This window comes from Nocardioides sp. NBC_00368 (assembly GCF_036090055.1).
In the GTDB taxonomy this organism is placed as follows: Bacteria; Actinomycetota; Actinomycetes; order Propionibacteriales; family Nocardioidaceae; genus Nocardioides.
Genome location: NZ_CP107970.1, coordinates 3,489,455 through 3,503,283 on the forward strand (window position 1 = coordinate 3,489,455; position 13,829 = coordinate 3,503,283).

Here is a 13,829-nt window from a genome sequence, read left to right on the forward strand (position 1 = left end):
CTACACTCCGATGATGACACGCGCATCCCCCAGATCCCGGTCACCCGAACACGTGTCTGATGAACGTTACCGGCAGTCGCCGCTACCGATGGCATCTGCACATCCCGACCCGCCGGTGACGCCGGCCACGCTGCGCACGATGCGCGCGAACCGGTCCCGCGACACTTCTCCGGAACTCGCTCTGCGACGTCTGCTCCATGCCTCCGGGCTGCGATTCCGGGTCGACATGCCACTCCCCATCGACCGGCGTCGTCGTGCGGACCTGGTGTTCACGAAGGTCGGCCTGTACGTCTTCGTCGACGGTTGCTTCTGGCATGGCTGTCCTGTGCACTTCGTGCGCCCGAAGACTCGCACCGATTTCTGGATGTCCAAGATCGAAGGAAACCAAGGTCGCGATAACGACACCAACCGTCGACTCCGTGAGCTCGGGCACACCGTCATACGCGTGTGGGAACACGAGGACCCTGTCGACGCAGCCGAGCTGATTGCGCGCATGTATCGTGCGCTGCGCGACAAGCGCTGAGGCTGCTGTTGACTGAGAGACGGGTTGCGATGGCAGTCAGATCCGGCTGACGAGGTCGTCGATCTCGGCGTCGTCCAGCACGTCGAGCAGGCGCGGGCCGGTAACAAAGGTAACTCGCTTGTACAGTCCTCTCGCCCATTCGGAGCGAGACCCCTTGCCCTCATACGACATCACCGCCACCGCGAGGCGGCGGGTTAGAGAGCGGTTGCGGGCCAGAGCCGTTCGCTCGAAGATGCCTACAAGTTCGTCCTCGCCGAGCGGACGGCTCGCCCCCTGCATCAGGTCACCCAAGAGTTCTTGGCGCTGCCAGAGCCTACGCAGGGCATTGCGTGGAGTGCCGATCAGCCTGTCGTCGTGCATGGTCGGGAATCTGAGGATCACCACGTCAGGAAGCACGACGAGAGAGAGGAAGCTCCACGTGCCCTCGTGAGATGCGTCGGCGGGCAGGATCTGGAGACTCTCATAAAGCGCAAGTCCCAGAGCGTTGTCGAAGAGGCTCACGGCGGAACGGCTGACCTCTTGGCGTGTGTACCAGGGCTCGACGGCGTCGAGCACCGCCTTGCGAACAGCAAGGATCTGGTTCAGATCAGCGATCGTTGCGCCGGTAGGTACAGGTTCAGCTCTCGGATGCTCGGCTGCGGCACGCGCCGCGACACCATGCAGCCCGGCGTCCCTGAATTCGTCGGCGAGTTCGGTGACAAGAGTCTTAGCCGCTGACAATGGTAGGCGCGGATATCCGAATCGGGTCATCAGATGACTCCATCCCACTGGTTCACGCCCAGGTGAAGGAGGCGCTCGAACTTGGCGATGTTGTCGCGATAGACCTGTATCGTCGACTCGAGGTCGCGGCGGAGGAACTGCTCGCACATCATCGAGAGCACGTCCCCGACGGAGCCATCCACGTAGCCGCGCCGGACGACCTCGTCCGAGCGCGCCACCTCGCCGACGAGGATCCGCAGAATGTCGGTCTGGAGGAAGCCCTTCATCTGTGCGCCGCTCGTCTGGTCCAACGCCCGCTGTCCGATTGGGTGTTCTGTGTTGATGAACAGTCGTACGCCGCCCATGAACGAGTCGTCGAGGTCGGTGAAGGTCCGCATCATGGTCCACGGCACGTCCTCCAAGCCGAGGGAGGAGAAGGCAACAGCCTCGGTCGGGAAACGCGACGCGTCTCCCTCAAGCGTCAAGGTAAACGTTTGACCGGCCGCCAGGCGGGCCCCTCGAACGCGGGGAACTCGATGGCCGCTGGTCTGACCTGGGTCCGCCAAGACGAGGTGGGTGGAAAGGTGTAGCCGGTGTGCGGCTTCACCCGCAGGAATGGTCAGTGTCACCTCGATCGGGCCTTCGGGAGCGGACGGGAGGGACTGCGCGGCGGTGAACCGTCTCAAGAGTTCGCGGCACTCGGCTAGCGCAACGAGCTTGATCTGCGCGGTCGACTCCAGACCGGTCGCGTCGAGCACCTCGGCCGGGTCGACGATGACGCCGACCCCGATTCGCTCTTCGCGGGCGTAGTCCCAGCCATCGAGCAACGATGGAAGTGGCGTACGCACGCCATCAACCTCTCGCCACCAAGGGCGCCACGTGACTGCCGCGACCGGGATGACGCGGTGGGGATACAGGCGCAGCTTCGTCATGCGTCCTCCGCAACCACCCTTGCATCGATATCGATCGCCAAGTCATCGCGATACTCGTAGACGTACTCGACCTTCATCCCGGGTAGGAGCTGGAAATCGGCATGTGGCCCGTGCCCCCGCCAACCGACGATGCGGATGACATCTCCGCCATCCTCGCTTCCGCCATCGACTCCAACCCTGAGATCAACTTGGACGCGGGCTCCAGTCGCGGGAGCGTCCTGAACCTCAAATGCGACCGTCGAGCGAGCCCAGCCGGGCTCGCTCGGCTCGTCCTTGACTGGGGCAAGCAGGACCTTCGGTCGTGGTGCTCGTTTACCCCCGGGGCGCGATCCAGAGTCCCTAGTTGAAGGGCCAGAGCCGTCGATCCCGCCGAGCATTCCGGCGAGCATGTCGCCCACCGTTGCGGCGGACGTTGGGGCGTCGTCCGACTCCGTACGCGGTGGTGCGAGGTATTCATCCACTGCCTCCCTCATCCGCTTGAACGCGACGTTCACGTCCCGCTTAGCGACCGCGTCTCTGATATGTGCGGTCGACCAGTCGTCGTGCGCGGGCGGCTCAGCTGCAGCGAATGAGGCATCAACGTCATTGATCGGCTTGAAGACGCCCGCCCATTGGAACCCTGGCGTGCTATGGGGTGGCCCCAGCTGCGTTTTGACGACGAGCTCTGCCTCGTGGCGCATTAGGGTGACACCTCGGCTCGGTTCCAGCTCGGCGGCCGCAAGTGCGCGATGGTCGGCGGGGTACTTCGTCAGTGCCAAGTGTCCCAACAGCTTCTTCGGTTTGCCGAGCCATACCTCCTGCACGTCGACGTTCCACGATGTCGATGGATGGGCCATATCGCCCTGCATCGCTCGAACCGCGCGGAGGCAGTCCGCATGTCCGGATAGAACGGGGTGTTCCTCAATCGCTGGGATTGGCTGGTCGACACCATCTACTTGTAGCTGGATCCTCATCCGGGGTCGTTCCTGCTGGTCCTGAAGCAGTTTGGGCCAGAGGTTCCACAGCACGGCACGCAGAAGCAGCTCTGTGTTCTGTTTCGCAGTGGCGCCGCCCAAGCGCGGCTGGAGGATCAACTGGCTGGTTCCGGTCTCGTTCGCTTGGAATCCACGGGAGAAGACCAAGCCTCCAAGTTCCGCCGCGTCATCGTCAACGACGGGCTCGACGCGATCCCGGGTTGGGACCCTGCCCCACCAGTGGCGACCGGTATGCCGTTTGCCGTCACGATCGAAAGCTTCGCCGATTGCAGACCCGATGAGTCGGTCCTGGACGCCCTCGTCTGTGCGGCATCGCGACCAGATCAGTACCGCACCGACCTCACTTATCGAGTATGAAATCGTCTTTCCGAAGCCGTAGTTACCACCCGAGTGAGGATCGCTCTTGGTGGATCCGATGTTGAAGACGAGGTCGATGAAGTTGGTGCTGACTCCGTCGGGAACTGCAAGATCGTTGCGAACCGGCCCTCCGAGCCCCACCGTTCCGCGATCGATCACCTCAAGCGCCCAGACTTCGTCCTTATCCAGCAGTTCGCGGATGCCGGTGCCGGTCGCGTCCGCGGTAAACACGTGGTGGCGCAGCACGTCGACGATGTCAGCGTCGAGCCGGCGAAGATTGAGAATGAATGAGATCTCGGTTGCGGTACCGCGAGCGTCCCAGCTGTTCTGCGCCATCTCTCTGACGAGGACCGCGGCGGGTTCGACCGCGGGCGTTCCGAGCAACTTCTTGGCGCCCTCGCCATCGATCGCGCCCGCGTCGAACTTCTTCGGGAACCAGTTGAGAGGGAGCACCTTCGTACGGCTCACGTCGAACCGCCCAACCACGTCGCCATCAGCGTAGCGAGCTGACCCGCAGTGAGCGGGGCCGGTGCTGTGTCGAGTGCCAATTCATACTGAACCCTGGCCACCCCGCGGCGGCGGTCCACGCTCAGGTCCGACGACCGCAGGCCCGGAAACCTCTGGTCCACCCGCCAGACCCGAACGCCCCGCACGGTGTACCGGGTGTTGATCTGCGGATCGCTCTCATAGACGTACCCCGCGTCCTTCGTCTTGGTGAGCAGGGATTCCCGGGGGACGCCGAGCCTGATCAGCTCGTCCAAACGCTCGTCGAGAGTGGGGCCAGCGTCATCCTCGCGCGCGTGCACCACAGCCAAGTGGAGTCGATCAACTAGTGCGGGATCGAGTTGGTCGAGGTTGGAGATCGCGACGAAGTTGCCGTCGACCGAGACCGTCGTCTTCACCTCCAGTTCGGATCCGCCGCGGACGAAGTCGTGGACCGACTTGGTCGGGCCCCGCCAGGCATTCAGCGCAGCCGGTGCATCGTGATAAGCCAGCAGTCGCAGGACCTCCAACTCGCCGATCAGGCCGACCACCGTCTCCCGGTCGACGCCCTGGCTCGCCGAACGGAGCAGCGCCCTCCAGTCGTCGAGGGCCATTCGAACCGTGTCAACGGGCTTGGAGGGCTGCTTCTCCAAGCGAAGGACGACGTCCATGGCTAATCGCTCGAAGACCAAGTCCAGCCGGGGAATGGTGCAGTAGAGGTCGGCGTACACCACGTCGTCTTTGCCGTGGGTCAGAAGGCGTTGCGCCAGCACCGCCCCTTGGCTCGCACGATCGGTTGCGACGCGCTCCGTCGCCGCGGGGACAAGGAGATGACGCTGCCCGAGGCTGTCGATGCCGAGGAGAACCTCGCGATCGCCGATCGTGAGGTCAAGTGCGCGAGTGAGGAGCTTGGTCTCGACCTTCGGGCGTTCCGCCATGCTCAGAAGAACGAAGGTCTCCGAGACGTCTGCCATCAGACCTCCCCAGTCCCGGCGGTCTCGCCGTCGACCTGCGCGCTGGCCTCGTTATCAACGGGAATCTCGTCGTCGTCCTCGACAACCGGCTCCCAATCCGGGTGGACGGAATAGTAGGTCGCTTCGGTCGCAATGCCGTCGCGATCGACGTCGGGGAAGATGATTCCCAGACCGATCAAGTGTGACTCCGCCTCCATGTTGCGCCTGGTGGTGCCGACCTTCGCGGCCTTGCCCATCGGCACCGAGTCCTTGCTCACTGGATACACGAGGAGCAGTCCTCTGCCGTCAGCATGGTCCCGGCGTACGGTCTGGGGGATCTTCTTCTCCTCGGCGGAAAGCGAGTCCAGCACTTCCTCTGCAAGATCTCTGAACCAGTCCGGATGAGACAGCAGCGCCTTGATGTTGGCCGTCCCGACTCCGGGGCTCTTCAAAGGCGCACGGTTGACGGTCGGAACCTCCTCATCGAGGCCGAGATCGACGGTGCCGAGGTCGACAATCCTTCCGGAGGCGTCCTTGGCGGGCTTGGAGCTTCCTGCAACCACCACGTTCCACGAAGCCTCTGCGGCCACCCTTTCGATCCACCCGACCATGTGGTCCGCGCGGAGAGAGACCTGGTCCGGATGGAAGGCGTACGCGTCGAGGAATTCGGTGATCACCTCTCGGGGAACATCGTTGAACTGCCAGCGCTTCGCTTTCGCCTCTTTGACAGCGGAGGTCACCTCGGAGCACCGCTGGATGAAGACCTGTGCGGCCTTCAGATTCTGGTCGATGGCAGGCCCGCGTTCCTCGAAGATGAATGTCTGATGACGTGTACCGCTGTACGAGACGCGCACGACGTCGGCATGGCGCATCTTGTTCCGAGCGACGATCGCGAGCCGCCCGGGATGTGCCCTGACACGTACGCCCATCTCACGGGGGGTCGCCTTCATCCGCTCCATATGGCGCATGTCGAGGCGGATCTCCTCCTCGACGAGGGCTAGGAACCTGAACTCGTCTGCAAGGGAGGTTTGCATCCAGATGCGCGGCAGATCCTCATAGCCCGGGCGATAGCCGAACCAGCGGCCCATCTGGAGCAACGTGTCATAGGTATTGGACGTTCGGGTGAAGTACGAGACGACAAGCCCCTCCAGGGTGAGCCCACGGGAGAGAGTGCCGCCGCCGATAGCGACGACGGTCTCCGCGATCGGCCGGCCGTCGCTATCGACCCGCTCGTAGTCCAGACGGTCGTCCGAGTAGCCGTTGTCCACAACCACACGCGCCCCGGCCAGGACCTCGCCGAGGACGACCGCCACCTCGTCCCATGTCGGAAGCGGCCGCGTCGCGACCTCTTTCACACGCGCAGACTCGTTGATGAAGCTTTTCTCGAACCGGTCGGTGCGGTGCTGCTCCCATTCGTCGCGGAGGGTGTGAAGAAGGGCCGTGATCCTGTCGCGCATCGCAAAGTGGGGACCGACGAAGTGGGTGGTGTGGACCAGCATCGAGCTGTGCTTGTCGATCTGACCGCGGGCTCGCCGGATCGCCGTCGCGACGATGAACCACGTCACCGCATCGTTCAGGGAGTCGGGAAGCTCTGGGTCGAACTCACCCCGGGCATCCTTCGAGCTCGGCGGACGCAGCCCGTCCGCCTCGAGCTCGGGGACGTCGCGCACCATGTCGAGGCCCGGGTCGGGCTCGTCGGCGTCGTCCAAAGGCTCGCGACCGAAGACCCGCTCCGCGCCGAAGTACGCCTCCGGTCGTGGCAGGTCGATGATGAAGTCCGATGGGTACAGGTCGGTCTCATCCTCGGGATCCATGAAGATGTTCGCGAACGGCGTGGCCGTGTACCCCAGATACGTGCCGGTGGGTACCTCAGCCCAGATCTCTGTCGCGAGCCGGTTGATCTCCGAACGCCGCTGCCGCGCCGCTGCCGAGTTCGGCGTTGCCTGATCGGCTTCGTCGTCGAGGATCAGGATGGGTACGCTCTGCCGAATGTCCTCAGGGATGTCGCGTAACCAGTTCCGTAGCTTCTGAAGTCGACTCGGATTCTTCTTGACAACCGCGACCGCATGGACGCCGCGGCTAAGCATCGCGGCACCGTTGATCACGTTCCCGAAGTCGGCGTCGTTGGTGGTGAGCGAGGCCCAATCGCTGTCCACGATGTCCTTCGACAGGCGCACCTGCGTCTGCCTGCGCAGATTGTTGTGGAGTCCGGCCAGCACGATGAAGAGCTTGAAGCCGGCATCGGCCGCCTTCGCCATGACCGCGGTGTAGTTGGCGGTCTTCCCGGACTGGACGTAGCCGACGACCAGTCCCTTCTTCTTCAGCCGCTGCACGTTGGGGTTGCTCAGTTGCGCCACTACCTTCGTCGAGGCTTGGTCGATCTCATCGACGACGTCGGCCATGCTGCTCGACTTGAGCCGTTCGCGCAGCTTCTCCCAGAAGGCGTCACCCGGTTCTGGCCCGGTGTACCACCCGGCGAGGCGAGCCTCGTCCTCGGTGTGCCTGTCGACAACCCCAGTGGGTGAATCCAAGAGCTGTGCTCGATCAATGTCAGCTCGGATCGAATCAATCGCAGGTTGGAGCTCGGCAATCGGGACGCCGAGCCCCTCGGCCGTCATGCGGGCCGCTTCTTCGAGCGTCTCGTGATGACGGCGTGTCCGCGCGATCAGCAGGTCACGGACGAACGCCGGATCCATGTATCAGTCTCCCGGGAACAAGTGCAGACGGTGCTTACCCACAGCAACCTAGTAGCCCGGCTCCGGCCTGTGTATGCATTCGGCGAATGTCGCCAGGTTCAGTCAATTGGGAGACAGATGGCAGGTGTCGGCTCGCCGGGCGTGGTAAGGACCCCCGGAATGCATCCAAGACCGACAGTGCAGGGTTCGGGGCGGATGTCGTCAGCATCTCTACGCGTTGACAACTCATCGACACTTGCCCCCTTGACTGCGTCCACCCGGAGATCACTGCGTAGCCGGATTCAGACGTCGATGGCGCGTCATCGATGTCCTCCGGCCAACTGCCGGCAGTGCGTATGTCCCATGCACGTTGTTGCATCGATCGTAGGGCTCGTCCCAGGCAATCCATGAGCCATCGGCCACCTCGCTCCACACCGGCTCAACGAACGGCCCTGCGAGCCCCTGTCCGGTCGCTCGGCCAGAGCCCGAGCACAAACGACCTCGCTCGACAGCCCATCGACCTCAGCCTGACCCTCCCGATACCTCGTGCAGGCCGCATCCAGCCGCTCGTCCGTCCATGGGGCCGACAGTTGCCGGCGATCACCGGTAAACGGTGGAAGCCTTCGGCATAGTGGGTGAGACGCTGTCCAGGTTTCGGGAGCATCGGGAGACATGGGGTTGGGTGGTCGGGCACCGCTTCGAACACGCCGACAGGGCGGGCAACCGCGCCTGCTCGTGGCGTTGCTCGCCCTGACCTTCGTCGTGCTCGGGCCGGTCGTGGCCGGTTCGCCGGCTGGCGCGGCCGACCTCGCATGCAACAACGACGAAGCGCCCATCCCTGCTTCCCCACACGGTGCCGGATCGTGGATCGTTCAGCTCGGCGAGAGCCCGAAGGACGCCGATCCCTTCGACGACGACGGCGTGACCCTGGAGTCGACCTACGGCACGACCCCACAGCTTTGGACCTACGACAACGGCTGCACCGGCCAGTTCGTCGCCGGAGCAGGGACGGCGATCGGGAACATCCTGCTGCAGGTCTCCGGCGCGATCCCGAACTGGACCCACGCTCTGCTGGCCGCCGTCGTCGATCCAGATTCTCCGGTCCAGGCCCTCGACAACCCAGTCGTGGACGCCACCCGTGCCGTCACCGAGGGCGTCTGGCGCCCTTGGATCACCATCGCCGTCCTCCTCGTCGCAGCGACCGCGATCTGGCGCGCACGCACCGGCCACATCGCCGGATCCGCGACCGCCGTGACATGGGCTGGTGTCGTACTTCTTGGAACGTCTCTGCTGATCTCCTACCCCGCCGAGTCGGTCCGCCTGGTCGATGACGGCGTACGCAACGCGGTCACGCTGATCGCGACCGGGTTCGAGGACCACCCGGCACCCGGCGAGGATCCAGCAGTGGCAGCGATCAACGGCCAGATGGACGAGGTCGTACGCTCCACGCAATACCGCACCTGGCTCACCGGCGCCCTGGGCGATGCCGACTCCGCCACCGCCCGCGAATACGGACCGGACCTGTTCCGGGCGACCCACTTCACCTTCGACGAGTACGAGACCTATCGGTCCGACCCCGAAGGTGAGGGCAACGCGATCGTCGAGGGGAAGCAGGATACGTTCAAGACGATCGCGGGTCAGATCGAGCGTGAGGACTCGGTCGCGTACGAGTACTTCAAAGGTGAGCACTGGGGTCAGCGCGCCACCGCCGGTCTGGTCAACCTGGTCGCGGTGGTCGTGACCTGCGGCTATCTGCTGATCGCGGGGTTGGCGATCCTGCTCGCGTTCGTGCTCATCCGCCTCATCGTCCCGTTCGCGCCGGCGGCCGGGATCCTGTTCATGTTCGACCGCACTCGCGACCTGGCCGTGGGCTGGTTGCATCGCGTGATCGGCCCACTGGTCATGGGGCCGATCTACTTCGTCGTGGCTCTGTGCCTGCTCCGGTTCTTCAGCGCGGTCCTGACCAGCGCCCAGGTGCACTACGCCCTCAAGCTCGCGGTTTGCGCAACCCTTACCTACATCGCCTGGCGCTTCACACGCCCCGCGGCCTACGGGATCGGCCATATCTGGGGTGCTGCTGGGTTCGCCTGGGGGATGGCCACGGGATGGCGTCGCCAGGTCATTCCTAACCGCGCGCCCGCAGCGGAAGCGCCTCCCACGCTGACTGCACCTGCACAGCATCCGCAGGTGGTTCAGGGGCGGGCAGCCATCCAGCCGACCGTTCATGGGGGCCCGATCCAGGCCATTCCGCCAACTCTTTCGGCGCCTGTTTCGACCCTTGGTCCGGCATTGCCGACGTCGACCCAGTCGTCCAGTCCCTCGATACCGGCTACCCCGGCCCGTGAGTTCAAGAAGGACAACTTCGACGCAAGCCGGGCTGCGTCCTACACATCCGGGGACGCGTACCGGCCAGGCGATTCACCGGCGCACCTGCCAGCGACGAGCTTCCAGCCAGGCGGTTCAGAGCCCGGGTGGCGTGCCGTCAACCGAGGTCCGTACAAGCCGTGGATGGGCTATCAGGAACAGATCACCGGAATCCAGCGGACCCCAGAAGGCCACATCCCGGAGTACCACATCATCAACCCGAGCACGGGCAAGGTGGTGCGCTTCGACGGGCACACCCGCCGTGGAGACGGGGACCAGGAAATCTTTCTAGACGCCAAGCGCGGATACCAGCTCATCGTATTCAAGCCTGACCTCGAGAAGGCCAAGGCAATGAAGGTCAACCTGGTGACCGAAGCAAGGAGACAACTGAACGCGTTACCTGACGACGCGGCCCTCGAATGGCATTGTTCCGACGCTCATGCTGCCCGTGAGATCCGGCGGATCCTGTTGCGAGAGGGCTTCACGGACATCGACGTGATCTACACTCCAGAGACATGACGCCGACCGCATCTCCGACGCTTCTTTGGGGCGCAGACGGCGCGTTCTTGTACGCGACCTGGCTGGCACGGGACGAGAATCCCTCGACCATCGCCGAGCGGATCCAACACCTCATCACCGCTTACGCTCCCTTGGTCGACCATGCCCAGTGGCTGACAACCCGCAACGAGCCGTGGCCCGAGGAACCCGAGCGTCGCATAGACCTCGTCGCCCGCGAGGTTGTCCGCGACGACCTCGGCGACGCCGAGCCCGAGAGTGGCTACAGCCTCATGCTCACGGCGGCCGGCGAGCGACTCCGTTTCGACGTCCAGCTCACTGCCGGTGCACTGGCGTCTGGACGTCGCGCACCGAGCAACTCGCTCACCGTGGAGATCAAGGAGGTCATCCCGCGGACCTTCACGGGGGATGTGGCAGACGCAGCGATCCGTGCCGTGATCGAATCGTGGAGCCCACTCGTCGCCGCGTTGCGGGACGAAGAGACCCTCATCGAGGCTGGCCGTGGCGGCTGGTCGATCCCGGTCGGCTACCGAACCTGGATCGCCGACAGTGTCGGTCAGGTCGCTACAGCAGCAGACGGCATCGTGGCAGAGCGCCTTGCGGGTGGCTCGTATCTCTCAGCTCCCGATGGTTGGGACGCCGATGCCGTCGTCGGCGGCATGCTCCAGACCTTCTCCGCCAACGGCCTCGACAAGATCCGCAACACCTGACCTGCGGCAGGCGCTGATCACCGGCACCGTCCAGAGACGACCTTCACAGGACCTGGCGTATCGACGCGCGACTTGTGGAACGATTTCGTGGGCCCGACTCGACTGACGCCATCCGGGGAAGAGGAGAGGTCACAGTGGGAACTCGCAACTATCGAGCCGCCGACAAGGCGGCGCTGTTCTCTCGATCGCTAGTCTGCTATTGGCCAGATTGCACGGTACAGGCCGTCACCATGGTTGATGATGCGCCGGAGATTGCGGTCGATATCGCGCATATCCGCGCCCTTCACATCGGAGGAGCCCGCTACGACGAGACGATGAGCGACCACGAGCGGAATGCTTATCCCAACCTCATCCTGCTCTGTCGCCCTCACCACAAGCGGGTCGACTCCCGAGAGCATCAGTATCCAGTTGAGCTTCTCAACGATTGGAAGATCCAGGCCGAGCGACGGTACGGGGACGCCTTCGACACGCTCGGGAGCAACTTCTGGACGCCAGAGAACCTTGGGGAAGCAATCACCAGTGCACTTGAGTCACGGCTCAAGAAGATCGAAGATGCGGTCAGCCAACTAGCGGAAGTCGACCAAGAAGCTGCCGCGCTCATGCGATCCTTGATCGGCGAGTTAGAGGCGGTTCAACTTGAACGTCCGCTCGTCGACCCTGACGTTGCCTGGATGTTGCTTGACGCGGCGGACCGCCTGGCGGGCCTCGACGACTCAGCCAGCCTCCTAGCCACGGCAGCCTCGAACATAGGCGGACTCGAGGACGCGGCCAGCATGTTGGCAGGCGCGGCCGATGACCTCGGCGGCCTTGAAGATTCGGCCGCCATGCTGACCTCAGCTGCGTATCAGATAGACAGCGCAGTCTCGCGCGCCCAAGATCTCAACCTCGGGGATTGGTGAAGCCTCGCTGGTTCACGCCTCCCTGCGCCAGCGGTCGGGGGTGGTGCCGTAACGGGCCTTGAAGCGACGTACGAGGTAGCCGGGGTCGGTGAGGCCTGTGCGGGTGGAGATGACCGAGAGCGGGAGGTCGGTCTCGCGGAGGAGGCGGCGGGCTTCGGTGAGGCGGCGCTCGGTGAGCCAGTCGAGGAGCGTGCGGCCGGTGCGTTGGCGGATGACGGTGGTGAGGTGGCCGGGGGTGTAGCCGAGGGAGCGGGCGAGGTCGCCGGCGGAGACCTTGGCGGCGTACGTCCTCTCGATCTCGTCGAAGACGCGACTGACCAGCGGGTCGGGGGCGATGGGGGCGGTCGGGGCCAAGCGGGCCGAGGCGACCAACAGATTGGTGAGAGTGGCGGTGACGGCTTCGTGGGCGCCGAGGCGGTCGGGGTGGCGTAGCTCGTCGGCGAGCTCGGTGAGCCAGGCCTGCCAGCGTGGGCGCTCCTCCTCGGGCACCACTGCATGACGACCTTCAGCGGCGAAGAGGGCGAGCAGCGGGTGGTGGGCCCAGGTGAGCGGGGAGATGGAGGCGAGGGCGGGGATGGCGTCGGGGGTGAAGGCCACCGACCAGGCCCGGGCGTGGGTGAGCTCGGCGAGCGACTCGGCGGCGACGACCTGTCCGGGAGCGACCGCGTGGACCTCGCCGTCGCGCAGCGCCACCTGCCGGCCGTCGAGGCCGACGGCGCCTCCGCCGCGCTCGACGTAGGCCAGCACCCAGAAGTCGTGGGCGTGCCGGTTGTCGGGAGGCAGGTGCTCGGTGTCGCAGTCGGGATCGAGGGGTACGACCCTGACCGCGGGCATGCCGGGGCGCTGCTCCCAACGGTAGATCGGGGTGCCGTCGGCCCGGACCGTACGCACCGACCGCACCCTCGTCGAGAGCGGATCCGAAGAACGTCCCATCGCCACCGACTTCCCTCCCACCGCAGATCCACAGAATGTCCCATCGTAGAACCATGACCACCATACAGATCATCGACGGCCGCGCCGAGAGCGATCAGGACCGCGAGTTCCTCCCCGGCATGGGCCGCACCTGGCTCCTCCCCCTCTACGACCTCTTCACCCGGTTCGCGCGCGTGCGCCCGCTTCACGAGCGCACCGTCGAGCTCGCCGGCATCCAGCCCGGTCAGACCGTCCTCGACGTCGGCTGCGGCACGGCCAACCTCTCCTTCGCGGTGCTCCGCGCCGTACCCGGGGCCGTCGTCACCGGGCACGACCCCGACGCGGGCGCGCTGCGGCTGGCGGCCCGGAAGGCGGGTCGGCGAGGAGTACGTCTCTCGCTGGTGCAGGGGTACGCCGACCGGTTGCTGCCGGACGACGGCAGCGTCGACCACATCGTCTCCTCGCTCGCGCTGCACCACGTCGACGACACCGGGCGGGAAGGGTTCGGGCGCGAGGCGTACCGGGTGCTCAAGCCCGGCGGGCGGGTGACCCTCGTCGACTTCGGCGCCCCCGACCACGGCCACGGCCACGGCGCACACGGCAAGCAACACGGCCACAAGGGACACGAGGGCCACCGGCACCGCGGGATGAACGCCTACACCGAGCGCAACCTCGACAACGGGATCGTCACCATCCTGACCGACGCCGGATTCACCGACGCCCGCGAGATCGACCACATCGACCACCGGTTCGGCCCGATCACGATCGTGCAGGCGACCCGCTGACGACCGCGGAGGTTAGGCACGCGCCGCGCGGACGGGCAGTCTGGCCT

The 13,829-nt window shown here is 65.1% G+C and carries 11 protein-coding genes; 5 read left to right on the forward strand and 6 right to left on the reverse strand.

The features are described 5' to 3' along the window. Positions 1 to 13 precede the first annotated feature (13 nt). On the forward strand, positions 14 to 523 hold the full coding sequence (locus tag OG984_RS16610) for a very short patch repair endonuclease (RefSeq protein WP_328527400.1): 510 nt from the start codon (positions 14 to 16) through the stop codon (positions 521 to 523). Between the two features lie 36 nt (positions 524 to 559). Here OG984_RS16610 and OG984_RS16615 read toward each other — a convergent pair whose 3' ends face one another. From OG984_RS16615 to OG984_RS16635, 5 genes are read right to left on the reverse strand one after another with little or no spacing between them, the layout of a single operon-like run. Continuing rightward, positions 560 to 1,273 (reverse strand): hypothetical protein, encoded by a 714-nt coding sequence (locus OG984_RS16615; protein WP_328527401.1) that lies wholly within the window; start codon positions 1,271 to 1,273, stop codon positions 560 to 562. After that, on the reverse strand, positions 1,273 to 2,154 hold the full coding sequence (locus OG984_RS16620; RefSeq protein WP_328527402.1) for a hypothetical protein: 882 nt from the start codon (positions 2,152 to 2,154) through the stop codon (positions 1,273 to 1,275). Before OG984_RS16620 ends, OG984_RS16615 begins: the two co-directional genes overlap by 1 nt. Next, positions 2,151 to 3,953, reverse strand: coding sequence for a hypothetical protein (locus OG984_RS16625; protein WP_328527403.1), 1,803 nt, complete (start codon positions 3,951 to 3,953; stop codon positions 2,151 to 2,153). The genes OG984_RS16620 and OG984_RS16625 overlap by 4 nt, the downstream gene beginning before the upstream one ends. After that, positions 3,950 to 4,942: a PD-(D/E)XK motif protein gene (locus OG984_RS16630; RefSeq protein ID WP_328527404.1), complete on the reverse strand. Its 993-nt coding sequence runs from the start codon at positions 4,940 to 4,942 to the stop codon at positions 3,950 to 3,952. The genes OG984_RS16625 and OG984_RS16630 overlap by 4 nt, the downstream gene beginning before the upstream one ends. Continuing rightward, complete coding sequence (locus OG984_RS16635) at positions 4,942 to 7,617, reverse strand: Z1 domain-containing protein (protein ID WP_328527405.1); 2,676 nt, start codon at positions 7,615 to 7,617, stop codon at positions 4,942 to 4,944. Before OG984_RS16635 ends, OG984_RS16630 begins: the two co-directional genes overlap by 1 nt. A gap of 1,104 nt (positions 7,618 to 8,721) precedes the next feature. Between OG984_RS16635 and OG984_RS16640 the strand changes: the two genes are divergently transcribed. From OG984_RS16640 to OG984_RS16650, 3 genes are all read left to right on the forward strand, one after another. After that, a complete protein-coding gene (locus OG984_RS16640; protein WP_328527406.1) occupies positions 8,722 to 10,479 on the forward strand; it encodes a type IV secretion system protein in 1,758 nt (585 codons plus the stop codon). After that, complete coding sequence (locus OG984_RS16645; protein ID WP_328527407.1) at positions 10,476 to 11,186, forward strand: hypothetical protein; 711 nt, start codon at positions 10,476 to 10,478, stop codon at positions 11,184 to 11,186. The genes OG984_RS16640 and OG984_RS16645 overlap by 4 nt, the downstream gene beginning before the upstream one ends. A gap of 134 nt (positions 11,187 to 11,320) precedes the next feature. Next, the gene (locus OG984_RS16650; protein ID WP_328527408.1) at positions 11,321 to 12,085 is read left to right on the forward strand and encodes an HNH endonuclease signature motif containing protein; all 765 of its coding nucleotides are present in this window, start codon (positions 11,321 to 11,323) and stop codon (positions 12,083 to 12,085) included. A gap of 12 nt (positions 12,086 to 12,097) precedes the next feature. On the opposite strand, the gene OG984_RS16655 is transcribed toward OG984_RS16650, so the two are convergent. Next, positions 12,098 to 12,976 carry a helix-turn-helix transcriptional regulator gene (locus OG984_RS16655; RefSeq protein WP_328527409.1) on the reverse strand — a complete coding sequence of 293 codons (879 nt, stop codon included), beginning with the start codon at positions 12,974 to 12,976 and terminating at the stop codon, positions 12,098 to 12,100. Between the two features lie 95 nt (positions 12,977 to 13,071). Between OG984_RS16655 and OG984_RS16660 the strand changes: the two genes are divergently transcribed. Then, positions 13,072 to 13,782, forward strand: coding sequence for a class I SAM-dependent methyltransferase (locus OG984_RS16660; protein WP_328527410.1), 711 nt, complete (start codon positions 13,072 to 13,074; stop codon positions 13,780 to 13,782). The last annotated feature ends 47 nt before the right edge of the window (positions 13,783 to 13,829 follow it).

What these genes read in the sequence shown, in the direction of transcription:
- OG984_RS16660 (WP_328527410.1), top strand. Translation starts at nt 13,072, where the DNA reads ATGACCACCATACAGATCATCGACGGCCGCGCCGAGAGCGATCAGGAC.
- OG984_RS16635 (WP_328527405.1), bottom strand. Translation starts at nt 7,617, where the DNA reads ATGGATCCGGCGTTCGTCCGTGACCTGCTGATCGCGCGGACACGCCGT.
- OG984_RS16615 (WP_328527401.1), bottom strand. Translation starts at nt 1,273, where the DNA reads ATGACCCGATTCGGATATCCGCGCCTACCATTGTCAGCGGCTAAGACT.
- OG984_RS16610 (WP_328527400.1), top strand. Translation starts at nt 14, where the DNA reads ATGACACGCGCATCCCCCAGATCCCGGTCACCCGAACACGTGTCTGAT.
- OG984_RS16645 (WP_328527407.1), top strand. Translation starts at nt 10,476, where the DNA reads ATGACGCCGACCGCATCTCCGACGCTTCTTTGGGGCGCAGACGGCGCG.
- OG984_RS16630 (WP_328527404.1), bottom strand. Translation starts at nt 4,942, where the DNA reads ATGGCAGACGTCTCGGAGACCTTCGTTCTTCTGAGCATGGCGGAACGC.
- OG984_RS16620 (WP_328527402.1), bottom strand. Translation starts at nt 2,154, where the DNA reads ATGACGAAGCTGCGCCTGTATCCCCACCGCGTCATCCCGGTCGCGGCA.